The sequence below is a fragment of the Microcella sp. genome (genome assembly GCF_051860105.1).
Taxonomy (GTDB): domain Bacteria; phylum Actinomycetota; class Actinomycetes; order Actinomycetales; family Microbacteriaceae; genus Microcella.
This window is the reverse complement of record NZ_JBHYEO010000021.1, coordinates 13,456-36,122: the sequence shown is the minus strand read 5'-3', so window position 1 is coordinate 36,122 and position 22,667 is coordinate 13,456. Positions and strand designations below refer to the sequence as shown.

Here is a 22,667-nt window from a genome sequence, read left to right as displayed (position 1 = left end):
GTCCCGATAGCGAGGTCATCGCCCTCAAGCCCGGCGATGAGGTCATCGGGGCGGCCCCCGCCGACGAAGCGGCCGAGCTGGTCTTCGTGACCTCGGATGCCCAGCTGCTGCACTTCGCCGCCGACCAGGTGCGCCCCCAGGGCCTCGCGGCGGGCGGCATGGCGGGCATCAAGCTCGGCGCCGGCGCACGGGCGATCTTCTTCGGCGCGGTGGACCCGGCGACCGCTGAGGTGCTGACCGTCTCGAGCTCGACGCAGACCATCGCGGGTGCTGATCCCGGCCGCGCGAAGCTCTCGGCGTTCGAGCAGTTCCCCGGTAAGGGGCGCGCCACCGGCGGCGTGCGGTGCCACGCCTTCCTGAAGGGTGAGGACGTGCTGCAGCTGGCCTGGGTCGGCACGGCTCCGCTCGCGGTGGGGGCCGACGGCTCGGCGCGCACTCTGCCCGAGGGCGGCGCGAAGCGCGACGCCTCGGGCACCCCGCTCGACTCGCCCCTCGGCTCGGTCGGCACCCCGATCGCCTGAGCGGTGGTGCCCGCCGTGTGCGAGCCCGAGCCCCGCATCCGGGTCTCCACAATTCAGGAACCGCGTTTCTCCACAATTCAGGAGACGCGCATCCCGAAAGGGTCGCCGCTGCCGCGCGTCGGCGTGTCTCCCCACAACGGCGGTCAGTTCTCCTGAATTGTGGAGACGCCGCGAGGCGGGGTGGGCCGGGATGTGCGGCCTGCGACGGGGGTGACGGGCTAGATGTCGATGCGGCCGCGGTCGAGCCCCTGGCCCGCGATGATGAAGTCTTTGCGGGGGGCGACCTCGTTGCCCATGAGCAGCTCGAACATGCGCGATGACGCTTCCGCGTCGCTCACGCGCACGCGACGCAGGGTGCGGTGGGCCCGGCTCATGGTCGTGTCGGCCAGCTGATCGGCATCCATCTCGCCCAGGCCCTTATAGCGCTGGATCGGATCCTGGTAGCGCTTGCCGGCCTTCTTGAGCGCCGCGAGCACGCCCTGCAGCTCGCTCTCGCTGTAGGTGTAGATGGTCTCGTTGGGCTTCGACCCGGGGTTCATGACGACGACGCGGTGCAGCGGCGGCACGGCGGCGAACACGCGCCCCTCGTCGATCATGGGCCGCATGTAGCGGAAGAACAGGGTGAGCAGCAGAGTACGGATATGCGCGCCGTCGACGTCGGCGTCACTCATGATGATGACCTTGCCGTAGCGCGCCTGCTCGAGGTCGAAGCTGCGGCCCGAGCCGGCGCCGATGACCTGGATGATCGACGCGCACTCGGCGTTGCTGAGCATGTCGCTCACCGAGGCCTTCTGCACGTTGAGGATCTTGCCGCGGATGGGCAGCAGTGCCTGGAACTCGCTGTCGCGAGCGAGCTTCGCGGTGCCGAGGGCGCTATCGCCCTCGACGATGAAGAGCTCGCTGCTCGCGACATCGTTCGACCGGCAGTCGACGAGCTTCGCCGGAAGGGCGGAGCTCTCGAGCGCGTTCTTGCGGCGCTGCGTCTCTTTGTGCGCGCGCGCCGAGATGCGGCTCTTCATCTCGGCGACGACCTTGTCGAGAACGAGAGCGGTCTGGGCCTTGTCGTCGCGCTTGCTCGAGCCGAACCGCTCGGCGAGACCGCGGGCGATGACGGTCGAGACGATCGCGCGCACCGCGGGCGTGCCCAGGATCTCTTTCGTCTGCCCCTCGAACTGCGGCTCGGGCAGCCGCACCGTCAGCACGGCCGTGAGGCCGGCGAGCACGTCGTCCTTCTCGAGCTTGTCGGTGCCGGCCTTGAGGCGGCGGGCGTTCTTCTCGACCTCGGCGCGCAAAAACTTCAGCAGGCCCTGCTCGAAGCCGAGTTGGTGGCTGCCGCCCTTGGGCGTGGCGATGATGTTCACGTACGAGCGGAAGGTCGTGTCGTAGCCGGTGCCCCAGCGCAGCGCGATGTCGACGACGCACTCGCGCTCGACCTCGGTCGGCACCATGTGCCCGTTGGCCTGCAGCACGGGAACCGTCTCGGTGAAGGTGCCGCTGCCGGTGATGCGCCAGGTGTCGGTGAGCGGGGCATCCGGCGCCAGGAAATCGGCGTACTCGCTGATGCCGCCGTCGAAGCGGAACGACTCGGTGACCGGCGCCTCGCCGCGCTCGTCGGAGAGCTCGAGCGTGATGCCCGGAACGAGGAAGGCGGTCTGCCGCAGGCGGCCGATGAGCTCGTCGGTGAGGAAGCTCGCACCTTTGGTGAAGATCTGCGGGTCGGCCCAGTAGCGGATGCGCGTGCCCGTGACGCCCTTGGCCACCTTCCCGATCTTCCGCAGCTCGCTACCGGAGACGAACGGTGTGAACGGCGCGTCGGGGCTGGGGCCCTCGGGGCCATCGGCGAACACGCCGGGCTCACCGCGGTGGAACGACATCGCCCACGTCGCGCCATCGCGGTCGACCTCGACATCGAGACGCGCGCTGAGCGCGTTCACGACGGAGGCACCGACGCCGTGCAGTCCGCCGGATGCGGCATACGACCCTCCACCGAACTTGCCGCCGGCGTGCAGCTTGGTGAACACGACCTCGACCCCGCTCAGGCCCGTCTTGGGCTCGATGTCGACCGGGATTCCGCGCGCGCGGTCGCGCACCTCGACGCTGCCGTCGGGGTGCAGCCGCAGGTCGATCTGCGTGCCGTGGCCGCCGAGCGCCTCATCGACCGAGTTGTCGATGATCTCCCACAAGCAGTGCATGAGGCCGCGCGAATCGGTCGAGCCGATGTACATGCCGGGGCGCTTGCGCACCGCTTCGAGACCCTCGAGAACGGAGAGATGACGGGCGGAGTAGTCGGAGCTGGACACGGTCTTCATCGTAGGCGGGGCGGACCGGGCTCCCCCGCTCCCACTCCGCGACGGTGACCGCTCCGAATACCCCTCACCAGGCGCTCCTACGCGTTCAGCGAAATCGGGGCGTATTGACACGGCGCGGTCGCATGCGTGTGGTGCAATGAGAGCATCGAAGGACGACGAGACGCCGACGGAGAGCGAGGGGTACCCCATGACGCAGATCACCACCGAGAACCCGAGTGTCGCAGCCGCGCCGCTCACGGCGCTCGACCGCTGCGACAGCTGCGGTGCCCAGGCCTACGTGCGGGCGACCCTCGCGACGGGAGAACTGCTGTTCTGCGCGCACCACGCCGCGCGGTTCAAGGAGAAGCTCTCGAGCTCGGCGCTCGCCTGGCATGACGAGACGGACCGCCTCACCGCCTCCGCCTAAGTGGCGGGGTCGCTCGGCTGGGGTAACCGGCTCCGCTACCTGGCCCGCCGCGCTCGCGCGATCGACACCGCGAACCTTCGGCGGCTCGCCGGCCTGATCGCGGCGTCGAGCGGTCGATCGCGCGCGGCCATCACTCTCGACATGCTGTGGGCCGCTGTGCGCCACGAGACCGCGTTCCAGGACTACTTCGACTGGGACTTCCACCTGCTCACGCGGCAGGAACGCGAGACGTTCATGACGCATCCCAAGTCGAACCATCTCGCCCTCCGCCTCAACGCGCCCGAGCATCGTTCGACGTTCGCCGACAAGGCGCGGTTCAACGCGCGCTTCGCGCCCTATCTCGGTCGTGAGTGGCTCGACCTGCGCACGGCGTCCGACGGTGAGCTCGCCGCCTTCCTCTCGCGCCACGAGCGCGTCATCGCGAAGATCGCTGACAGCCTCGGAGGCGACGGGATCGCCGCCTATTCGAGCGCCGCGATCTCCGACATCGATGCGTTCCGCACCGAGCGCCTTTCGCACCGTCAGGTGCTCCTCGAGGAGTTCCTCACGCAGCATCCGGAGATGGCGCGTCTCAACACGTCGAGCGTGAACACCTTGCGCATCGTCACCTACCTCAATGACGCAGGCGAGGTGACGACCCTCGCTCGCGTTCTCAAGATGGGTAACGGCGGCGACGTCGACAACTTCAGCGACGGCGGCATGTACACGATGCTCGACGAACAGGGCGTCGCGCACCATGCCGCGTTCGACGGGTCAGGTCGCGTGTTCCGCGAGCACCCGCTGACAGGGACATCGATCGTCGGGTTCGCGGTTCCGAACTGGGGCGCCGTGCGATCGCTCGTCGATGCGCTCGCGCGCGAGGTGCCCGAGATCCGCTACGTGGGCTGGGACATCGCGATTACCCCTGAGGGCGCCGCCGTGATCGAGGGCAACTACAACACGGGGGTCTTCCAGCTCAAGCCGGGCGCCACCGGCGTACGGGAGGGCCTACTCCCGGTGTACCGGGCCGCGATCGGCTTCTAGGCGGCCGGGCTGCCGCCGCGGGCGGGGCGAACGATGCCGAGCGGCGTGCTCTCGTGGTTCTGGCCGAGCGGGTTGTCGGCGAGTATGCCGACGAGCCGCTTCTCCTCAGCCGTGCTCAGCGTCGAGCCGAGCACATTGCCCCCGAAATCGTTGATGTCGACGATCGCGACCTCGAGCTGCCCGCCGAGCGCGGCCTTGAGCTCGTGCGCGATCTCGCGCGAGCGAAGCGGCACGAGCACGACCTGGGTGTTGTAGGGCGGGATCGTGTTGTGCGTCGGGCCGTCGATGCCGCGCGCCTTGGGGCCGGCGATGCGGTAGAAGTCGCCCTTCCGGCCGATCGCCTTCGAGACCGCGGCGACGGCGGCCGCGAACAGGATGCGCGGTGTCCCGCACTCGCGCAGCGCCATCTCCATCGTCTCAGGCATGCCCAGGCCGATGCCGTGCGAGGTCTTGGTGACGTACTTCGACAGCGTGTGCGCGAGCGGTCGAGCCGTGATGGAGTCGACGGGAAAGGCGCGGCCCTGCGTGATGGCCACGATCTTCTCGGTGACGAAGAGGGTGTCTCCGGGCTCGACGAGGTCGGCGGCATAGCGCGTGACCACGTCGACGATGTCCTCGCCGTCCATGACGACGTGCGTGCGGATCGGGATGCGCGCGAAGGCAGCGCCTTCAACGTCGCGCACGAGCGGCTTGCCGTCATTGGGGGTGGCGGTCATGAGATCTCCGATCGGTGGGGCGCCCGGCGAGCGCAGGCAGGAGGCTCGGCAGCGGCCTACTCGAGGTAGTCGCGCAGCGCCTGCGAGCGCGAGGGGTGGCGCAGCTTGGCCATCGTCTTCGACTCGATCTGGCGGATGCGCTCGCGGGTCACCCCGAAGGTGTCGCCGATCTGATCGAGCGTCTTCGGCATGCCGTCGCCGAGGCCGAATCGCATACGGATCACGCCCGCCTCACGCTCTGAGAGCGAGTCGAGCAGGCTCTCGAGCTGCTTCTGCAGCATGGTGAAGCCCACCGCGTCGGCCGGCACAACGGCCTCGGTGTCTTCGATGAGGTCGCCGAACTCGCTATCGCCGTCCTCACCGAGGGGCGTGTGCAGCGAGATCGGCTCACGCCCGTACTTCTGCACCTCGATGACCTTCTCCGGGGTCATGTCGAGCTCGCGGCTGAGCTCCTCGGGCGTCGGCTCGCGGCCCAGGTCTTGCAGCATCTGGCGCTGAACCCGAGCGAGCTTGTTGATGACCTCGACCATGTGCACGGGGATGCGGATCGTCCGCGCCTGGTCGGCCATAGCGCGCGTGATCGCCTGACGGATCCACCACGTGGCATACGTCGAGAACTTGAAGCCCTTCGTGTAGTCGAACTTCTCGACGGCACGGATGAGGCCCAGGTTGCCCTCCTGGATGAGGTCGAGGAACTGCATCCCGCGGCCGGTGTAGCGCTTGGCGAGCGAGACCACGAGACGGAGGTTCGCCCCGAGGAGGTGGTTCTTGGCGCGCTGGCCGTCGCGCGCGACCCAGGAGAGATCGCGGCCGAGAGCGGAGCGCTTCTCCTTCTCGGTCATCGTCGACAGCTTCTCCTCGGCGAAGAGGCCCGCTTCGATGCGCATCGCGAGCTCGACCTCCTCTGCCGCGTTGAGCAGCGGGACCTTGCCGATCTGCTTCAGGTAGTCCTTGACCGGGTCGGCCGTGGCGCCCGTGATGGTCGAGGAGTAGACCGGGACCTCGTCGTCATCATCGGTGTTCGAGATGACGATCGCGCCCGTGGGCAGCGGGCCGGCAGACCCCGTCGACGACTCGTCGCCCTCGTCGTCGTCGTTCGCGTCATCATCGGGGGTCTCGTCCTCGGGGGCGTCATCGACGACGATGACCGCCACCTCGGTCGTATCGTCGGAGACCGCATCGGCATCCGGCTCGACCGCGTCGAGATCGATGACGACGTCCTCGTCGTCGTCTCCGGCGCCGACATCACCGGCGGGGGATGCCGCCTTCTTCGCCGCGGCACGCTTCGTCGCAGCAGGGGCCTTCGCGGATGCAGCCTTCGTTGCCGGAGCCTTCGCCGCGGGGGCCTTCGCCGCGGTCGTCTTCGCAGCAGTCGTCTTCGCAGCAGTCGACTTGGCAGCGGTCGTCTTCGCAGCAGCCGCCGTCTTCGCGGCGGGCGTCGCGCGAGCGGCGGTCTTCGCCGCGGGCGTCGTGGTCTCGGTGGTGGTCGCTCGGGCAGCCATGGGCCCCTCTTCTCGCGTTCTGCGGGCAGTACAACGACCCATGTCAAGTCGCACAGGCCCGCGGAGCGCTCTCACGAGCGATGCGTGCCCAGCGTCCGACCGGGTCGTGAACCTCGATTATCGCACACCGAGGCGCCGATCATGACCACCCCTCGACGTCGCCCCCTCTCTCTCGCCGTGCGCGGCGACGACGCATAATCGCCACCCAGAGCGGCCCGACCGCGATGCCTTCGTCCTCCTGCAGCCGCCGCCGGGTGCGACGACGCGCGACGAGCATGAGCACCACGACCATGCCGACGACGGGGGCCTGGGCGGCGAGCGCGAGCCGCCAGTTCTCCCACGCGTACAGCTGCTCCGGCGCCGCCCCAGGACTCTGCGCATCGAGGAGAAGACCCACGAGGAGAATGATCACGACGGTGACGGTGAAGCCGCCGAGGTTGACGAAACCCGAGGCCGCCCCGTGGCGCACGGGCGGGTTGTACGTGCGCGCGAAATCGAAGCCGATGAGCGAACCCGGCCCTCCCGCCGCGACGACAGCGAGCAGCACCGCGACGACGCCGATGGGCGGGATGCCCGGCCACAGCAGCACGACTGCCCACGCGACCGCCATCGCCCCGACGATGCCGAGCACGAGGTTCGAGCGGCGGAACGGGAACCGGGCCGACAGCAGCCCGATGACCGGCCCCGACATCGCCGCGACCACCACCATGCCCGCGAGCAACCCTGCCGCGAGACCGGGGCCGTAGCCGAGGCCGATCGTGAGCATCGGGAACCCCCACAGGAGGCTCAGCATCGCTCCGCTCGACTGCGTCGCCGCGTGCGCCCAGAAGCCCAGTCGCGTGCCGGGATGCCGCATGCTCTCGCGCAGGCTCACGAGCGCGGCGCCGAGCGACGTCGACCTGCTGTGTGCGGCGCCGGACGGAGCATCCCGAACCGCGACGAGCACTGCGGCGGCCGCGACGACCGATACGGAGGCGGCCGAGGCGAAGGCGACCGTCCAGCCGTTCAGCTGCAGCAGCACCGCGAAGGGGATGGCCGAGAGGAGCTGCCCGCTCTGACCCAGGGTGCCGACCCACTGCGAGAGCTGGGGCAACCGGCGGGGGGAGAACCAGGAGCCCAGCAGGCGCAGGACCGAGATGAACGTCATCGCGTCGCCCGCGCCGACCAGCACGCGGCCGACGATCGCCAGCGGCAGATCGGCGGCGACCGCGACGAGCAGCTGGCCCACCGCCATTGTCGCCGCACCCGTGACGATGAGCACCCGCGGGCCGAAGCGGTCGACGAGCACTCCGACGGGAATCTGGAGCAGCGCGTAGACGAGCAGCTGCAGCACGCCGAGGCTCGAGAGGGCGGTCGCGTCGATCGAGAAGCGCTCGGTCGCCGCCACCCCGGCCACGCCCATGCTCGAGCGCTGCAGCACACCCACCACGTAGGCGAGCGTCGCGACAGTCAGCACCGCCCAGGCGCGTCGGGAATCCACCCGGTCAGCCTAGGTCGGCCCGCCCGCGCTAGACCGCGTCGTCGTCGTCGGCGCTCTGCCGGAAGGCGAGGAAGTTCTCGAGCTCCGCCGCGATCGCATCGGCGCTCGGCAGCTCGCCGTCCTCATCGGTGAGGGGCGACCGCACGGGGTTGTCCTCCATGTAGCTGTCGTGCCGCTGCTCGAGGGTGCCGACGAGACGGGCGAGCTCGCTATTGCCCTCGACCTGCCCCTCGATCTTGGCGAGGAACTCGCGCCCGTCGGCGCGGAGCCGGTCGGTCGGGAACAGGAGGCTCGTCGCGGCCGTGATGCTCTCGAGCGCCGTCACCGCCGCAGAGGGGAACTCGGTGTCGGCGAGGTAGTGCGGCACGAGCAGCACGAAGCCCGCGATCGGGTGGCCCGACTCGGTGAGGCGGTACTCGAGGAGGTGCAGCACGTTGCCGGGAACCTGCGTGCTCGGTCGCCACACCGAGAACTGCTCGATGAGCTCGTGGCGGGTGCCGCTCACGGTCACGCCGATCGGGCGCGTGTGCGGCACCGGCATGGGGATGGCGTGCACCCAGGTCGTGGACGCGACGCCGTAGCGCGCGATGATGTCGAGCAGGGCATCCACGAACCGCTCCCATTGGAAGTCGGGCTCGTACCCGGTGAGGAGGAGGAACGGCGTGCCGAGCTCGTCGTGCGCGAGGCGCAGGGCCAGCTGCGGGCGGCGGTACTCGGTGATGCGGGTCTCCTCGAACACCATGATCGGCCGGCGCGCGCGGTAGTCGAGCAGTTCGTCGTTGTCGAAGACGAGCACATCGCGGTGGTCGAGCTCGTCGAGGAGGTACTCGGAGACCTGGGCGACCGCTCCCCCGGAGTCGACGAACCCGGTGAGCCCGATCACGAGCGGAAGATCGCGCGGCACCTCGTGCTCCGTCAGGACGACGGAGTAGAGGTCGGCAGGATTCCGCATGCCTCCATGGTAGGTCGCGCCGTCGGGCTCCCCCGGCCGGTCGACGCGTGCCCACAGCGAACAGGGGCCGACCCCGGATGCGCGAGAGCCGCCCGTTCGGCGCGGCTAGCCTGGAGCGCATGGCCCTCCCCGCGCTCTCCATCTCGCACCGTCCGCCCGCTGAGCTCGAGGGCGATGCCCTCGTGGTCGGCATCGCCCCGGCGGAGGCGGGCGCCACGGGCGTCGTCGTGGTGGGTGTCGACGACGGTCCGCTCACGGCGATCGCCGACGGCCTCCGGATGCTCGGTCTCACGGGCGCCGTCGACGAGACCGCCCGCGTGCCGGCGCCCGAGGGCGTCGCCGCCTCGAGCATCCTCGTCGTGGGTCTCGGCCGCGCGCCGCTCACGTCGGAGGCCCTGCGCACTGCGGCCGGCACCGCCGCGCGGTCGCTCGGCACGGCCGCGCGGATCGCGCTCGCCCTGCCGACGAGCACCCCCGCCGACGTCCAGGCCGTTCTCGAGGGGGCCGCGATGGGCGGCTACCGCTTCACCGACTACCGCTCGGGCGAATCGACGCCCGGCACCGCGGCGATCGAGCTCGCCACCGCGGTCGAGGGGGCGGAGCAGGCGGTCGCGGCAGCGACGGCGACGTCCGCATCGGTCGCCCTCGTTCGCGACCTCGTCAACACGCCCCCGAACGTGTTGTACCCGGAGAGCTTCGTCGCACGCGCCCGTGCCGCCGCGGAGGGTCTGCCGATCGACTTCGAGGAGTGGGGCCCGGAGGAACTGGCGGCGGGCGGCTTCGGCGGCATCCTCGGGGTCGGCCAGGGGTCGTCGCGCCCGCCGCGCCTGCTCGCCGTGCGCTACCGGCCCGACAGCGATGACGCGCACCTCGCCATCGTCGGCAAGGGCATCACCTTCGACTCGGGCGGGCTCTCGCTCAAACCCGCCGCCGGCATGGTGGGCATGAAGTACGACATGACCGGTGCGGCCACCGCCCTCGCCGCGGTCATCGCCGCCGCGCGGCTCGCGCTTCCCGTGCGGCTCACCGCGTGGCTGTGCCTCGCCGAGAACATGCCGTCGTCAACCGCGATGCGGCCGAACGACGTGCTGACGATCCGGGGCGGCATGACGGTGGAAGTGCTCAACACCGATGCCGAAGGCCGCCTGGTGATGGCCGACGGCCTCGTCGCCGCGAGCGAGGAGCGGCCCCACGCGATCGTCGACGTCGCGACGCTGACCGGCGCGGCCCGGGTGGCGCTCGGTGAGCGGTACGCGGGCGTCATGGGCGACGACGCGCTCGTCGAGCGCGTGCGCGCCGCGGCCGCCGACACGGGCGAGCTCGTGTGGCCGATGCCGCTGCCGGCCGAGCTGCGGCCCCTGCTCAAGAGCGATATCGCCGACATCGCCAACGCGAAACCGGGAAACACCGCCGCCGGCATGCTCCTGGCCGGCGTCTTCCTGCGCGAGTTCGTCGGACGCAGCGGCGACGGGCCGGATGCCCCGCGCATCCCCTGGGCGCACCTCGACATCGCGGGGCCGGCCAACAACCCCTCGGCGCCGTTCGGGTACACCCCCAAAGGGCCGTCGGGCGTGATGGTGCGGCTGCTCGTGCGGCTCGCGGAGGGCTTCGCGGCCAAGTAGTAGGCTCGACCCCGGGCACGTGACCGTCGTGCCGCACATCGGGTCGACCCGCCACCTCGACGTCGACCCCCGCATGACAATCCTTCGTGGATAAAGGAGTCTCTGCCGGTGTCTGACCAGACTTTCGACCTTGTCATCCTCGGCGCCGGGAGCGGCGGCTACGCCGCGGCACTGCGCGCCAGCCAGCTCGGCATGAGCGTCGGGCTCATCGAGAAGTCGAAGGTGGGCGGCACCTGCCTCCACGTCGGCTGCATTCCCACGAAGGCCCTGCTGCACGCGGCCGAGGTGGCCGACGCGGCGCGCGACGCCGCGAAGTTCGGCGTCAAGGCCACCCTCGAGGGCATCGACGTGCCCGCGGTCATCCAGTACCGCGAGGGCATCATCGCGAGCAAGTACAAGGGCCTCCAGGGGCTCATCAAGGCCCGCGGCATCACCATGATCGAGGGCGAAGGCCGGCTCACGTCCCCCACGACGGTGCAGGTCGGCGACAGCACGATCACGGGCAAGAACGTGATCCTCGCCACCGGCTCGTACTCGCGCACGCTTCCCGGTCTGGAGATCGGCGGTCGCGTCATCACCTCCGAGCAGGCGCTGCAGCTCGACTTCGTGCCCAAGAAGGTGGCCGTGCTCGGCGGCGGCGTCATCGGCGTCGAGTTCTCGAGCGTCTGGCGCTCGTGGGGCTCAGAGGTGCACATCATCGAAGCCCTCCCCCACCTCGTGCCGATGGAGGAGGAGTCGATCTCGAAGCAGTTCGAGCGCGCCTACCGCAAGCGCGGAATCGAGTTCACGCTCGGCGTGCGCTTCCAGAGCGTCACGCAGAACGACACCGGCGTCGTCGTGACGCTCGAGAACGGCGCCACGATCGAGGCCGACCTCCTGCTCGTGGCCGTCGGTCGCGGCCCCGCGACGGCCGGCCTCGGCTTCGAGGAGGTCGGCGTGGCCATGGATCGTGGATTCGTGCTCACCAACGAGCGGCTCGAGACGAGCATCCCGGGCCTGTACGCCGTCGGCGACATCGTGCCCGGCCTGCAGCTCGCCCACCGCGGGTTCCAGCACGGCATCTTCGTCGCGGAGGAGATCGCGGGTCTAAACCCCGTCGTGATCAGCGACGTCAACATCCCCAAGGTCACCTACAGCGAGCCCGAGGTCGCCTCGGTCGGCCTGAGCGAGGCCAAGGCCAAGGAGCAGTACGGCGAGGCCGCCGTCGCGAGCTACGAGTACAACCTCGCGGGCAACGGCAAGAGCCACATCCTCGAGACGGCCGGCTCGATCAAGGTCGTGCGCGTCGTCGACGGACCCGTCGTGGGCGTGCACATGATCGGTGCCCGCGTCGGCGAACTGATCGGCGAGGCCCAGCTGGCCGTGAATTGGGATGCCCACCCGGAGGACGTGGCTCCGCTGCTGCACGCCCACCCGACGCAGAACGAGGCCCTCGGCGAGGCGTTCCTCGCCCTCGCGGGCAAGCCCCTGCACTCGCTCTGAGCCCCGATTTCCCACCGCAACTAGTCTGAAGACACACTGAAGGCTTCGAAGGAGCACTACTAATGAGCGAATCCGTCAACCTCCCGGCGCTCGGCGAGAGCGTCACCGAGGGAACGGTCACCCGATGGCTGAAGAACGTGGGCGACCGGGTCGAGGTCGACGAGCCGCTGCTCGAGGTCTCGACCGACAAGGTCGACACCGAGATCCCGTCTCCCATCGCGGGCGTCGTGGAGGAGATCCTCGTCGCCGAGGATGAGACCGTCGAGGTCGGCACTCCCCTCGTGCGCATCGGCGACGGCGCAGGAGGAGGTGCGGCTCCGGCTGCACCCGCCGCGGACCCCGTGGCCGAGCCCGTCGACGCCCCTGTGGCCGCGCCCGCGCCGGCGGCCGAGCCGGTCGCCGCTCCCGAGCCGGTCGCCGCTCCCGAGCCGGTCGCCGCTCCCGAGCCCGCCGCCGCCCCCGCCCCGGTCGCGACGCCGGAGCCCGCCGCCGCTCCGGCACCCGCCGCGGTGCCCGAGCCCGTCGCACCGGCGCCCGCTCCGGCAGCACCCGCTGCCGCGGCACCGGCACCGGCACCGGCCGCTGCCGCGCCCGCCCACGCTGCCGCGTACATCACCCCACTCGTGCGTAAGCTCGCGGCCGAGCACGGCGTCGACCTCGCGCGCGTCACCGGCACGGGCGTGGGCGGCCGCATCCGCAAGCAGGATGTCATCGCCGCTGCTGGCGCGAGCGCCGGGGCCCCGAGCCACGCTGCTCCGCGCCCCGAGCTCGAGACTTCGCCGCTGCGCGGCACGACGGTCGCGATGTCGCGCCTGCGCAAGGTCATCGCCGAGCGTGCGGTGATCTCGATGCAGTCGACGGCGCAGTTGACGACTGTCGTCGAGGTCGACGTCACGAAGGTCGCGGCCCTGCGGTCTGCGGTCAAGGGCGACTTCGAGAAGGCCACGGGCACCAAGCTCTCGTTCCTGCCCTTCTTCGCGAAGGCCGCGACCGAAGCGCTGCGGGCATTCCCGATCATCAACGCGACGGTCGACGGCGATTCGATCGTCTACCCCGACACCGAGAACCTCTCGATCGCGGTCGACACCGAGCGCGGCCTGCTGACCCCGGTCATCCGCAACGCGGGCGAGCTGAGCATCGCCGATCTCGCGCGCGAGATCGCCGACCTCGCCGCACGCACGCGCGACAACCAGCTCAAGCCCGACGAGCTCGCGGGCGGCACGTTCACCCTCACCAACACGGGGTCGCGCGGTGCGCTCTTCGACACGCCCGTCGTCTTCCTGCCCCAGGTCGCGATCCTCGGCACGGGGATCGTCAGCAAGAAGCCCTCGGTCATCCAGGTGGACGGCTCCGACGTCATCGCGGTGCGCTCGATGGTGTACTTCGCCTTGTCGTACGACCACCGCATCGTCGACGGCGCCGACGCCGCACGCTTCCTCAGCGCCGTCAAGGCGCGACTCGAGGAGGCCGACTTCGACGGAGACCTCGGCATCTAGCCGATCACGTCGCGAATGCGCCAGCCGGCCTCGCTCCTCACCACGAGGAGCGAGGCCGTCGTCGTTCCGCCCGCGACCAGATCGACGAGCACTGCGCCGCCCATGCGCTCGACGACGACGGCATCGCCGCGCAGTGCGCTCCAGCGCTCGAGCACCGCGTGACGGGGGTCGTCGACCACGATGAGCCGTTCTGCCGCCGACCCGGAATGAGTGGCGCGAGCACCGCACCCCGCACCGTCCTCGTCCGCTGACTGCGATGCTCGGCACGACAGCCATCGATCGACGAGCGTGCCGACGAGCGCCTGCCACTCGTCGGTCTCCGGATGCACCAGGCTCTCGGGCGCGTCGCTCTCGGCCCCCGCCTGCGCGGCCGCGCCCATCGCGCCTCCCGGAGCGGCGCCCGGATCGAGCGCCGGGCGGGTCGTCGCTACCGGCTCGGGAGCCGTCGCCTCTGACTCCTCGGCAGCGCCGCTGGCGAGGAGCACGGCCGTGACGAGCGCCAGACCCCCTCCGGCACCGGCGAGCATGAAGCGCGGCCGGAGGGACGACCCGCCGTTTCCGCGCGGCACCCGGAGCCGCTCGGCGACGGACTGCACCGACTCGACGAGGCTCTCGGGCAGGCCGATCACCCGCAGGGTGTCGATGATCGAGGCGCACCAGCGAGGCAGGGGCCCGCCGACGACGCCGGGCTCGGCTCCCAGCACGCCCGCGGCGTGGTCGCCCTCGCCCGGTGCCGAGAGGGGGGCCGCGGACCGGCTCGTCGACGAAGCCGAGCGCTGCTCCAGCGCCCCGGATTCGAGCGCGGCATCGTGGGCGTCGGTATCGTCGAGGGAAACCGTGCGGACCGGCTGCGGCGCAGCGAGATCGAACAGGGCGGGGGTGAGCGGGCGGCCGAGCGCGGGGGCGCGAAGGGCGGCGAGCAGCCCGGGGCGATCCCGCTCGGGCACCGCCGCCGCGACGGCGGCCCCGAACCGCTCGAGCATCGCCGCGTCGGCCGCGTAGGCGGGCTCGAGCGCGCGGAACCGCTCGGGCAGAGGAGGGCCGGCCAGGGCATCCTGCACCCGCACGATGATCGGAGCGCCGCTCGACCCGAGTCGCACCGACCGCACGGTGGGAGCCAACCCCACCACTCCGGCCGCGTGCGCCGCCTCGAGCGCCTGGACGATCGGTGCGAGGAGCGTCACGGCCTCCCCCAGGGCGAGAGCGCCGCGCCGTTCCGCAAGCAGGGCGTCGAGCGAGGGACCACCCACCTGCTCGACGAGCAGGGCGAGGCGGCCGTCCGGGAGGGTCACCAGATCGTCGGCGGAGATCGCGTGCTCGCGCAGCGCCCCGGTCGACGTGCGGATGGCATCGTGCACGGCGAGCTCCCTGTCGATCACCGGCGAGGGGCAGGATGCGCTGAACACCCGCGCGACGCGCGTCACACCCTCCGCGTGCACGAGCGCCGTCATCGCGCGAGGCCCGCCGCCGAGCATCCGGACGAGGCGGTAGCCCCCGATGTCGGCGGGAAGAGGCTCGTGCGCGGGAGGCGCCGGCGACGTGCGGTCACGGGCAGAGCGTGCGGCGGCCGGGTCAGTCACGCGGGGCATGCTCCCCCGAATGCCGGGCGAGGATGCCCTGCACCCTCGATCCGGGGACGATCGGCTCTCCGCGAACGGCGGGGAGGAGCCCGGCACGGGCCCTATCCTGGTAGGCATGGCCCGCACCTCCGCTCAGAAGCCCCCGAAAGAACCCGGTCGCATGAAGCAGATGTGGCAGGTGTTCCAGATGACGCGGCGGATGGACCCGCTCGCTGTCTGGATCATGCTGCTGGCGTTCCTGCTGCCGATCCTCGCGGGCGTTCTGCTCGCGGTCTTCGCGACCCCGGGCGACGTGCTCGCGGGCATCCTCTGGGTCGTCACGGGTGTTCTGCTCGGAATCCTGCTCGTGCTCATCGTGCTCGGTCGGCGCGCCGAGCGCGTGGCCTACCGGCAGATCTCCGGCCAGCCCGGTGCCGTCGGGGCCGTGCTGAAGTCGTCGCTGCGGCGCGCCTGGCAGGCGAGCGAGATGCCCGTCACGGTCAGCCCCAAGACGCAGGACGCGGTCTACCGCGCGATCGGCAAGCCGGGAGTCGTCATCATCGGCGAGGGGCCGCAGTCGCGCACCCGCCGCATGATGGAGGACGAGCGTCGCAATGTCAGCCGCATCGTTCCGAACGTCCCGGTGCACTTCGTCCACGTCGGCCCGGATGCCGAGAGCGTGAAGCTCGAGAACCTCGCGCGCACCCTCAACAAGCTCAAGCGTGCCATCACCAAAGCGGAGGTCTACGCGGTGAGCAACCGGCTCACCTCGCTCAGCAAGTCGAGCACGCTGCCGATCCCCAAGGGGATCGACCCCCTCAAGGCCCGCGCCCCCAAGCCCCGCTGACCGCGGCCCCGCGGATCGCGCAGGCTAGCGGCGCAGCAGGATCGTGCCCGCAGCGCGATCGTGCAGGCCGCGCTGATTCTCGTCGAACAGCAGCGCGGGGATCACGAGCGCGATCAGCACTGCGCGGACAACGGGGCGCCAGACGCCCAGCAGCCCGCCCGCCATCGGCACGACGCGCATCCCGAGCAGGGCGTGCCCGATGCTCGCGTTCACGACGATCGTGAACAGCACCTGCAGGCCGACGAAGAGCAGCAGCGTCACGAGCGAGTCGTAGGAGAAGAACGCCGCCGAGAGCGCGACGGCGATGCCCCAGTCGATCGCGAGGGCACCGAAGCGACGGCCGAGGCGCGCCACCGAGCGCGGGCCGGACTCGGGCAGTCCCAGGCGCTGGCCGGGCCAGTCGGGCGGTGTCGGGGCGGGGTTCGCGGTCACCCCCACAGCCTACGAGTCGTGCGCGGGCGTACACTGAGCGGGTGATCGACTACGTCGTCACGGGGCTAAGCGCCAACTCCGTGCCGTACTTGTCGGGTCTCGAGCAGCAGCGTGCCCTGCACGTCGCCGTCGCCGAGGGCCGGGCGCCAGACACCGTGATGCTCCTCGAGCACGAGAGCGTCTACACGGCGGGCAAGCGCACCGAGCCTCACGAGCGGCCTGTCGACGGCACCCCGGTGATCGAGGTCGATCGCGGCGGAAAGATCACCTGGCACGGGCCGGGCCAGCTCGTCGGGTATCCGATCATCCGCCTCGCCGACCCGGTCGATGTGGTGCGCTACGTGAGGTGCCTCGAAGGCATGCTCATCGCGGTGCTCGCTGATCTCGGCGTCGAGGGCGCCGGGCGCGTCACCGGACGCAGCGGGGTGTGGATGCGCGGCACCGACAAGATCGCCGCGATCGGCATCCGCGTGGCCCAGGGCGTGAGCATGCATGGCTTCGCCCTCAACTGCTCCAACGACTTCGACGCCTACGAGGCGATCGTCGCGTGCGGCCTCGCCGACGCGGGGGTGACCTCGGTGAGCCGCGAACTCGGACGCACGGTGACACCCGCGGAGGTCATCCCCCTCATCGAGCGCCATTTCGGCCCGCTCGTCCACGACATGGTCGGCGTGCGCACGTCGACTCCCGAAGGAGTACCCGCATGACCGCGACACCCGCCACCCACCCGGCCGACGGCCGCAAGCTGCTGCGCCTCGAGGTGCGCAACGCCCAGACCCCCATCGAGAAGAAGCCCGAGTGGATCAAGACGCGGGCGAAGATGGGCCCCGAGTACTCGGCGCTGCGATCGCTCGTCGGCGAGCAGAACCTGCACACAGTGTGCCAGGAAGCCGGATGCCCCAACATCTACGAGTGCTGGGAGGACCGCGAGGCGACGTTCCTGATCGGCGGCAGCCAGTGCACGCGCCGCTGCGACTTCTGCCAGATCGACACGGGAAAGCCCGCCGACTACGACCGCGACGAGCCGCGCCGTGTGGCCGAGTCGGTCGTGCAGATGAACCTGCGCTACGCGACCGTCACCGGGGTCGCGCGCGACGATCTGCCCGACGAGGGCGCGTGGCTGCACGCCGAGACGGTGCGCATGATCCACGAGCTCAACCCCGGCACGGGCGTCGAACTTCTCGCGACCGATTTCTCGGGCAACCCCGAACTGCTGCGGGTCGTGTTCGACTCGCGACCCGAGGTGTTCGCGCACAACGTCGAGACGGTGCCGCGCATCTTCAAGCGCATCCGCCCGGCTTTCCGCTACGAGCGGTCGCTCGACGTCATCACGCAGGCGCGCGACTACGGGCTCATCACGAAGTCGAACCTCATCCTCGGCATGGGCGAGACGCGCGAGGAGGTCTCGCAGGCGCTGCGGGACCTCCACGACGCGGGCACCGACATCGTCACGATCACGCAGTACCTCCGGCCGAGCTCGCGGCACCACCCGATCGACCGCTGGGTGAAGCCCGAGGAGTTCGTCGAGCTCAAGGCCGAGGCCGAGCAGATCGGGTTCCTCGGCGTGCTCGCCGGCCCGCTCGTGCGCTCGAGCTACCGGGCCGGGCGCCTGTGGGCGCAGTCCATGGTGGCCAAGGGCCGCCCGATCCCCGAGTCGATGCGCGCACTCGCCGAGACGACGGAAGGGTTCGCGCAAGCGGTCGGCTGAGCATCCCGCCGTCGACCGGGGCGGCCCGCACGAGACGGCCGTAACATCCCGGAAACAATGGGGACACTGCCGGGAAATGCCCTGCGCCTAGTGTCATCAGCAGGGTTGCGACTGCAGCCTTCCGGTACCAAGCTCAGGAGATCTGTCGCATGTTCAGTGATTCTTCCGAGGTGCTGAAGTTCATCAAGGACACGGACGTCAAGTTCCTCGACATCCGATTCACCGACCTCCCCGGTGTCCAGCAGCACTTCAACATCCCCGCCTCGACCGTCGATGAAGACTTCTTCACGGTCGGCCAGCTGTTCGACGGCTCCTCGATCCGGGGCTTCCAGTCGATCCACGAGTCCGACCTGCAGCTCATCCCCGACGTGTCGACCGCGTATGTCGACCCCTTCCGAACCGAGCGCACGCTCATCATGGTGTTCGACATCTACAACCCGCGCAACGGCGAGATCTACGCCCGCGACCCGCGCCAGGTGGCGAAGAAGGCCGAGAAGTTCCTCGCCTCGACCGGCATCGCCGACACCGCGTTCTTCGCGCCCGAGGCCGAGTTCTACATCTTCGACGACGTGCGCTACGAGGTGAAGCAGAACACCTCGTTCTACTCCGTCGACTCCAGCGAAGCCGCGTGGAACACCGGTCGTGTTGAGGAGGGCGGCAACCTCGCCAACAAGACCCCCTTCAAGGGCGGCTACTTCCCCGTGAGCCCAGTCGACCAGCACGCCGACATGCGCGATGACATCGTGATGAAGCTCATCGAGGTCGGCCTCGAGGTCGAGCGCAGCCACCACGAGGTCGGTACCGCTGGCCAGGGCGAGATCAACTACAAGTTCGACACGATGGTCTCCGCAGCCGACGACATCCTGAAGTTCAAGTACATCGTCAAGAACACGGCGCTCGAGTGGGGCAAGGTCGCGACCTTCATGCCCAAGCCCCTGTTCGGCGACAACGGCTCGGGCATGCACGTGCACCAGTCGCTGTGGAACGACGGCAAGCCGCTGTTCTACGACGAGGCGGGCTACGGCGGGCTCAGCGACATCGCTCGCTGGTACATCGGCGGCCTGCTCAAGCACGCGCCCGCGGTGCTCGCGTTCACGAACCCCTCGCTGAACTCGTACCGCCGCCTGGTCAAGGGCTTCGAGGCCCCGGTCAACCTGGTGTACTCGGCCGGTAACCGCTCGGCGGCCATCCGCATCCCGATCACGGGCACCAACCCGAAGGCCAAGCGCATCGAGTTCCGCGCGCCCGACGCCTCGGGCAATCCGTACCTCGCATTCGCGGTGCAGCTCATGGCCGGCATCGACGGCATCCTCAACAAGATCGAGCCGCACGAGCCCGTCGACAAGGACCTCTACGAGCTGCCGCCCGAGGAGGCCAAGAACATCCCGCAGGTTCCCGGTTCGCTCGAGGAGGCGCTCGTCGCCCTCGAGAACGACCACGAGTTCCTGCTCGCCGGTGGGGTCTTCACCAAGGACCTCATCGACACCTGGATCGAGTACAAGCGCTCGAGCGAGATCCTGCCCACGGCGCAGCGTCCGCACCCGTTCGAGTACGAGCTGTACTTCTCGGTCTAGTCCGGTACCGCCACCACAGCACGAGACGAAGGCCCCGTTCCCTCAGGAGCGGGGCCTTCGCCGTGTGGCGGAAAGGGAGAGAGCCAGCGACGGATGATCTCCGCGCCTACACCGTGCCGTAGAAGCCGCGCTCGAACACCGTGCGGGCGAGGCGCGTCGTGCGCAGGTAGTCCTCCTCCAGCTGCGAGGCTCCCCCGGCCGCGTAGCCCATGAGCCGGGCCACCCCCTCGAGCTGCGGCCGATCGATCGGGAGCACGTCGGCAGTCTTGGCGCTCCAGAGCGTGAGGGCCGAGCGGGCACGCGAGGCGATGATCCAGGCGGCGCGCAGCCGCTCGGCATCGGCGGGGTCGACGAGCCGAGCATCCACGGCCGCCGCGAGGGCGTCGAGCGTCGACGTCGTCGCGAGGGCGGGCACCGCGGCGGCGTGCTGCAGCTGGAGCAGCTGCACGAACCACTCGACATCGCTCAGCGAGCCGCGGCCGAGCTTGAGGTGCCGCGCGGGGTCGGCCGCTTGCGGCAGGCGCTCGGCCTCGACGCGCGCCTTGATGCGCCGCACCTCGCGGGCATCCGCCTCAGCGAGCGACGCGGGGTACCGCACGGTGTCGGCGAGGGCCGTGAAGTCGGTCATGAGCGGCTCGTCTCCCGCGACCGCGCGCGCCCGCAGCAGGGCCTGCGCCTCCCACGTGAGCGACCAGCGCTCGTAGTAGGCGCGGTACGAGTCGAGCGAGCGCACGATGGCACCATTGCGCCCTTCGGGGCGCAGGTCGATGTCGAGGTCGAGCGGCAGGCGCAGGTCGTCGGTGAGCCGCTTGAGCTCGTGCACGATGTGCTCGGCGCGCGCCTGGGCGTGCTCCCCCGCCCCCGCGTCGCGGTAGACGTACATGACGTCGGCGTCAGAGCCGAAGCCGAGTTCGGCGCCGCCGTAGCGACCCATCGCGATGATGGCGAACTCGATGCCGTCGCCGTAGCGGTGGACGAGCGACAGCACGCCCGTGAGCAGGGTCGTCGTGACATCGCTCAGCGCGCGACCCAGCTGCTCGACCGTGATGACGTCGAGGATGCCCGCGAGGGCCAGGCGCAGCACCTCCCTCCGGCGAGCGGTGCGCAGGGCCTTCGCCGCGCCCTCGGGGTCGCCGTCGTGGCGATCGACCGTGGCGCGGGCCTCGTCGAGCAGCGCCGCGAGCGGCCGCGGCCGCAGCTCCTCCTCGTTCTCGAGCCAGGCGGCACCCTCGGGGATGCGTTCGAAGAGGCCTCCTACGTAGCGCGAGGCCGTGAGCACGCTCGTGAGCCGCTGGGCAGCCCCGCTCGAGTCGCGGAGCATGCGCAAGAACCAGTACGTCTCGCCGAGGTCGTCGCTCAGCCGGCGGAACGCCAACAGCCCGTAGTCGGGGTCGGCGCCCTCGGCGAGCCACTGCAGGATGACCGGCAGAAGGGTGCGCTGGATCTGCGCGCGCCGCGACACCCCGCTCGTGAGCGCGGCGATGTGGTGCAAGGCGCCGCGCGCGTCGACGAACCCGATCGCCGAGAGCCGCGCCTCGGCCTGGCCGCTCGTGAGCGCGAGCCCCTCCTCCGGCAGCGCCGCGACGGCCGAGAGCAGCGGCCGGTAGAACAGCTTCTCGTGCAGCGAGCGCACGGCGATCTTCGTCTGCTGCCAGCGCTCGGTGAGCTCGGCGGCCGAGCCCGCGAGCCCCGTCGCGCGCGCGAGCACCCGCAGCCGCTCGGCATCGCGCGGCATGAGGTGCGTGCGCGTCATGCGGTCGAGCTGTACGCGATGCTCGATGACGCGCAGCAGCCGATAGTCGCGCGCGAACGAGGCCGCCTCCTCGCGGCCGATGTAGCCGTGCTGGGCGAGCGCGGCGAGGGCCCCGAGCGTATCCGGCTGCCGCACGCGGTCGTCGCTGTGGCCGTGCACGAGCTGCAGCAGCTGGATGGTGAACTCGACGTCGCGCAACCCGCCCGGGCCGAGCTTGAGCTGAACATCCACCTCGTCGGCAGGGATGTGCTCGGTGACCCGCTCGCGCATGCGCTGCACCGAGTCAACGAAGCCCGCGCGCTGCGAGCTCGCCCAGACGAAGGGATGCACGGTGGCGCAGTAGCGCTCCCCCAGCGCCGCGTCTCCCGCGAGGGGCCGCGACTTCAGCAGTGCCTGGAACTCCCACGACTTCGCCCAGCGCTCGTAGTAGGCCGTGTGCGACTCGATCGTGCGCACGAGCGCGCCGTCTTTGCCCTCCGGGCGCAGGTTCGCGTCGACCTCCCAGAGCGGCGGCTCGATGCCGGGCTCCTGGATTCCTCGAGCGGTCTCGGCCGCGAGGCGCGTCGCGATCTCGACGGCGCGCGCGTTGTCGAGCTCGTCGGCCCCTTCGGCCACGTAGATGACGTCGACGTCGCTGATGTAGTTGAGCTCGCGCGCCCCCGCCTTACCCATGCCGATGATCGCGAGGCGCGTGCGCGCGACGTCGGCGGCCGGGAACGTGCTCGCGGCGCGGGCGAGCGCGAGGCTCGCGTCGAGCGCGGCGCCCGCGAGGTCGGCGAGGGCGGCGGCGACGAGCGGCAGGGCCTCGACGGCGTCGTCGTGCTCGAGGTCGAAGGCCACGATGCGCAGCAGCGAGCGGCGGTACCGCACGCGCAGGGCGGTCCGGGCCCGCTCGACGTCGGCGGGCGTGCCCACCGGTGCAGCCTCGACCGCCGCGAGGACGAACCGTCGCAATTGATCGGCGCTCGGCAGCGACCGCAGCGGCTCCCGCAGCGCGGCGAGCTCCTCCGGCCGGCGCCGCACGAACTCGCCGAGCCCCTCGCTCGCGCCGAGTACCCGGATGAGGCGCGCCGCCCACGCGGGGTCGGCGAGCACGGGGCGGAGGGCATCCGGATGCTGCTCCTGCAGCCGCACGAGCAGCCGCAGCGCCCGATCGGGGTCGGCGGCCGCCCCGAAGGCCTCGAGGTGCTCGGCGAAGTCGCCGAGGGAATCGCGGGCGGCGCTCAGCTCGGCGAAGCCGAGTCGGGCGAGCTCGGTCAGCGTCGAGGGGACTCGCGTCATGGTG

The 22,667-nt window shown here is 70.6% G+C and carries 18 protein-coding genes; 10 read left to right on the top strand and 8 right to left on the bottom strand.

What is annotated here, in order from left to right:
• Positions 1-521: DNA gyrase C-terminal beta-propeller domain-containing protein (locus tag ACTIE9_RS10925; protein ID WP_439565604.1), on the top strand; the 521-nt coding region annotated here is incomplete at its 5' end.
• Positions 522-739: 218 nt separating this feature from the next.
• On the opposite strand, the gene ACTIE9_RS10920 is transcribed toward ACTIE9_RS10925, so the two are convergent.
• Entirely contained in the window at positions 740-2,821 is a 2,082-nt protein-coding gene (locus ACTIE9_RS10920) for a DNA gyrase/topoisomerase IV subunit B (protein WP_439565603.1), read from the bottom strand.
• Positions 2,822-3,017: 196 nt separating this feature from the next.
• On the opposite strand from ACTIE9_RS10920, the gene ACTIE9_RS10915 reads away from it, so the two are divergent.
• Positions 3,018-3,236 carry a DUF7455 domain-containing protein gene (locus ACTIE9_RS10915; protein WP_439565602.1) on the top strand — a complete coding sequence of 73 codons (219 nt, stop codon included), beginning with the start codon at positions 3,018-3,020 and terminating at the stop codon, positions 3,234-3,236.
• Positions 3,237-4,259, top strand: coding sequence for a sugar-transfer associated ATP-grasp domain-containing protein (locus ACTIE9_RS10910; RefSeq protein ID WP_439565601.1), 1,023 nt, complete (start codon positions 3,237-3,239; stop codon positions 4,257-4,259).
• Here ACTIE9_RS10910 and ACTIE9_RS10905 read toward each other — a convergent pair.
• The 4 genes from ACTIE9_RS10905 to ACTIE9_RS10890 all read right to left on the bottom strand — a co-directional run bounded on the left by ACTIE9_RS10905 (position 4,256) and on the right by ACTIE9_RS10890 (position 8,909).
• Entirely contained in the window at positions 4,256-4,975 is a 720-nt protein-coding gene (locus ACTIE9_RS10905) for a coenzyme F420-0:L-glutamate ligase (protein ID WP_439565600.1), read from the bottom strand. The genes ACTIE9_RS10910 and ACTIE9_RS10905 overlap by 4 nt on opposite strands.
• A 56-nt stretch (positions 4,976-5,031) precedes the next feature.
• Positions 5,032-6,519, bottom strand: a complete 1,488-nt coding sequence (locus ACTIE9_RS10900; protein WP_439565599.1) for an RNA polymerase sigma factor — start codon at positions 6,517-6,519, stop codon at positions 5,032-5,034.
• 97 nt (positions 6,520-6,616) lie between these two features.
• On the bottom strand, positions 6,617-7,957 hold the full coding sequence (locus ACTIE9_RS10895) for an MFS transporter (protein ID WP_439565598.1): 1,341 nt from the start codon (positions 7,955-7,957) through the stop codon (positions 6,617-6,619).
• Between the two features lie 28 nt (positions 7,958-7,985).
• On the bottom strand, positions 7,986-8,909 hold the full coding sequence (locus ACTIE9_RS10890) for a proteasome assembly chaperone family protein (RefSeq protein WP_439565597.1): 924 nt from the start codon (positions 8,907-8,909) through the stop codon (positions 7,986-7,988).
• Positions 8,910-9,028: 119 nt separating this feature from the next.
• Between ACTIE9_RS10890 and ACTIE9_RS10885 the strand changes: the two genes are divergently transcribed.
• From ACTIE9_RS10885 to sucB, 3 genes are all read left to right on the top strand, one after another.
• Positions 9,029-10,531, top strand: coding sequence for a leucyl aminopeptidase (locus ACTIE9_RS10885; protein ID WP_439565596.1), 1,503 nt, complete (start codon positions 9,029-9,031; stop codon positions 10,529-10,531).
• A gap of 108 nt (positions 10,532-10,639) precedes the next feature.
• The gene (gene lpdA / locus ACTIE9_RS10880) at positions 10,640-12,013 is read left to right on the top strand and encodes a dihydrolipoyl dehydrogenase (RefSeq protein ID WP_439565595.1); all 1,374 of its coding nucleotides are present in this window, start codon (positions 10,640-10,642) and stop codon (positions 12,011-12,013) included.
• A 62-nt stretch (positions 12,014-12,075) separates the two neighbouring features.
• Positions 12,076-13,509 carry a 2-oxoglutarate dehydrogenase, E2 component, dihydrolipoamide succinyltransferase gene (gene sucB, locus ACTIE9_RS10875; protein ID WP_439565594.1) on the top strand — a complete coding sequence of 478 codons (1,434 nt, stop codon included), beginning with the start codon at positions 12,076-12,078 and terminating at the stop codon, positions 13,507-13,509.
• Here sucB and ACTIE9_RS10870 read toward each other — a convergent pair.
• Positions 13,506-15,089, bottom strand: a complete 1,584-nt coding sequence (locus tag ACTIE9_RS10870; protein WP_439565593.1) for a hypothetical protein — start codon at positions 15,087-15,089, stop codon at positions 13,506-13,508. The two genes, sucB and ACTIE9_RS10870, sit on opposite strands and share 4 nt — an antisense overlap.
• A 115-nt stretch (positions 15,090-15,204) precedes the next feature.
• Here ACTIE9_RS10870 and ACTIE9_RS10865 point away from each other — a divergent pair, with 115 nt between their 5' ends.
• Entirely contained in the window at positions 15,205-15,915 is a 711-nt protein-coding gene (locus ACTIE9_RS10865; protein WP_439565592.1) for a DUF4191 domain-containing protein, read from the top strand.
• A 24-nt stretch (positions 15,916-15,939) separates the two neighbouring features.
• Here the strand turns inward: ACTIE9_RS10865 and ACTIE9_RS10860 are convergent, their stop codons facing one another.
• The gene (locus ACTIE9_RS10860; RefSeq protein ID WP_439565591.1) at positions 15,940-16,347 is read right to left on the bottom strand and encodes an RDD family protein; all 408 of its coding nucleotides are present in this window, start codon (positions 16,345-16,347) and stop codon (positions 15,940-15,942) included.
• A 41-nt stretch (positions 16,348-16,388) separates the two neighbouring features.
• Between ACTIE9_RS10860 and lipB the strand changes: the two genes are divergently transcribed.
• From lipB to glnA, 3 genes are all read left to right on the top strand, one after another.
• A complete protein-coding gene (gene lipB, locus ACTIE9_RS10855) occupies positions 16,389-17,054 on the top strand; it encodes a lipoyl(octanoyl) transferase LipB (RefSeq protein WP_439565590.1) in 666 nt (221 codons plus the stop codon).
• Complete coding sequence (gene lipA / locus ACTIE9_RS10850; RefSeq protein WP_439565589.1) at positions 17,051-18,055, top strand: lipoyl synthase; 1,005 nt, start codon at positions 17,051-17,053, stop codon at positions 18,053-18,055. Before lipB ends, lipA begins: the two co-directional genes overlap by 4 nt.
• A 149-nt stretch (positions 18,056-18,204) precedes the next feature.
• The gene (glnA, locus tag ACTIE9_RS10845) at positions 18,205-19,629 is read left to right on the top strand and encodes a type I glutamate--ammonia ligase (RefSeq protein ID WP_439565588.1); all 1,425 of its coding nucleotides are present in this window, start codon (positions 18,205-18,207) and stop codon (positions 19,627-19,629) included.
• Positions 19,630-19,735: 106 nt separating this feature from the next.
• On the opposite strand, the gene ACTIE9_RS10840 is transcribed toward glnA, so the two are convergent.
• The gene (locus ACTIE9_RS10840) at positions 19,736-22,663 is read right to left on the bottom strand and encodes a bifunctional [glutamine synthetase] adenylyltransferase/[glutamine synthetase]-adenylyl-L-tyrosine phosphorylase (protein ID WP_439565587.1); all 2,928 of its coding nucleotides are present in this window, start codon (positions 22,661-22,663) and stop codon (positions 19,736-19,738) included.
• Positions 22,664-22,667 lie beyond the last annotated feature (4 nt).

What these genes read in the sequence shown, in the direction of transcription:
- lipA (WP_439565589.1), top strand. Translation starts at nt 17,051, where the DNA reads ATGACCGCGACACCCGCCACCCACCCGGCCGACGGCCGCAAGCTGCTG.
- sucB (WP_439565594.1), top strand. Translation starts at nt 12,076, where the DNA reads ATGAGCGAATCCGTCAACCTCCCGGCGCTCGGCGAGAGCGTCACCGAG.
- ACTIE9_RS10890 (WP_439565597.1), bottom strand. Translation starts at nt 8,909, where the DNA reads ATGCGGAATCCTGCCGACCTCTACTCCGTCGTCCTGACGGAGCACGAG.
- glnA (WP_439565588.1), top strand. Translation starts at nt 18,205, where the DNA reads ATGTTCAGTGATTCTTCCGAGGTGCTGAAGTTCATCAAGGACACGGAC.
- ACTIE9_RS10865 (WP_439565592.1), top strand. Translation starts at nt 15,205, where the DNA reads ATGGCCCGCACCTCCGCTCAGAAGCCCCCGAAAGAACCCGGTCGCATG.
- ACTIE9_RS10900 (WP_439565599.1), bottom strand. Translation starts at nt 6,519, where the DNA reads ATGGGTCGTTGTACTGCCCGCAGAACGCGAGAAGAGGGGCCCATGGCT.
- ACTIE9_RS10905 (WP_439565600.1), bottom strand. Translation starts at nt 4,975, where the DNA reads ATGACCGCCACCCCCAATGACGGCAAGCCGCTCGTGCGCGACGTTGAA.
- ACTIE9_RS10915 (WP_439565602.1), top strand. Translation starts at nt 3,018, where the DNA reads ATGACGCAGATCACCACCGAGAACCCGAGTGTCGCAGCCGCGCCGCTC.
- ACTIE9_RS10840 (WP_439565587.1), bottom strand. Translation starts at nt 22,663, where the DNA reads ATGACGCGAGTCCCCTCGACGCTGACCGAGCTCGCCCGACTCGGCTTC.
- ACTIE9_RS10885 (WP_439565596.1), top strand. Translation starts at nt 9,029, where the DNA reads ATGGCCCTCCCCGCGCTCTCCATCTCGCACCGTCCGCCCGCTGAGCTC.